This window comes from Adlercreutzia sp. DFI.6.23, from assembly GCF_024462535.1.
GTDB classification, from domain to species: domain Bacteria; phylum Actinomycetota; class Coriobacteriia; order Coriobacteriales; family Eggerthellaceae; genus Adlercreutzia; species Adlercreutzia rubneri.
In genome coordinates, this window is sequence record NZ_JANGBP010000726.1 from 1 (window position 1) to 291 (window position 291).

At 61.5% G+C, this 291-nt stretch carries 1 pseudogene; it reads right to left on the bottom strand.

Going from position 1 to position 291, the window contains the following annotated elements:
- Window positions 1-291: pseudogene (locus tag NE591_RS15235) on the bottom strand (hypothetical protein); the annotation flags it as partial.

Below are 291 nucleotides of genomic sequence, written 5' to 3' on the forward strand. Positions count from 1 at the left end.
CCTGCTGTCGAGAAACGCGCTGACTGCCTCGGGCATCCCCCCGACGAAATAGTAGGTTTTCAAAAGGGCGATCGCCCGTGATTTGAAGGCCTGGATGAGCGCCGGGTTCGGGTCCCAGAGCTTCAGCTCCAGGTAGGAGGCGGTCACGCAGGCGGCGAAGCCGACGATGATGAGGGCGAAGGCGACGTTGGCCGCCTTGGGGGAGAGCCGCGAGAAGCCCTCGCAGACGAGCGGGAAGATGACCCATACATATTTCATGGCCACCAGTCCGATGAAGAAGTCGTTCACGAG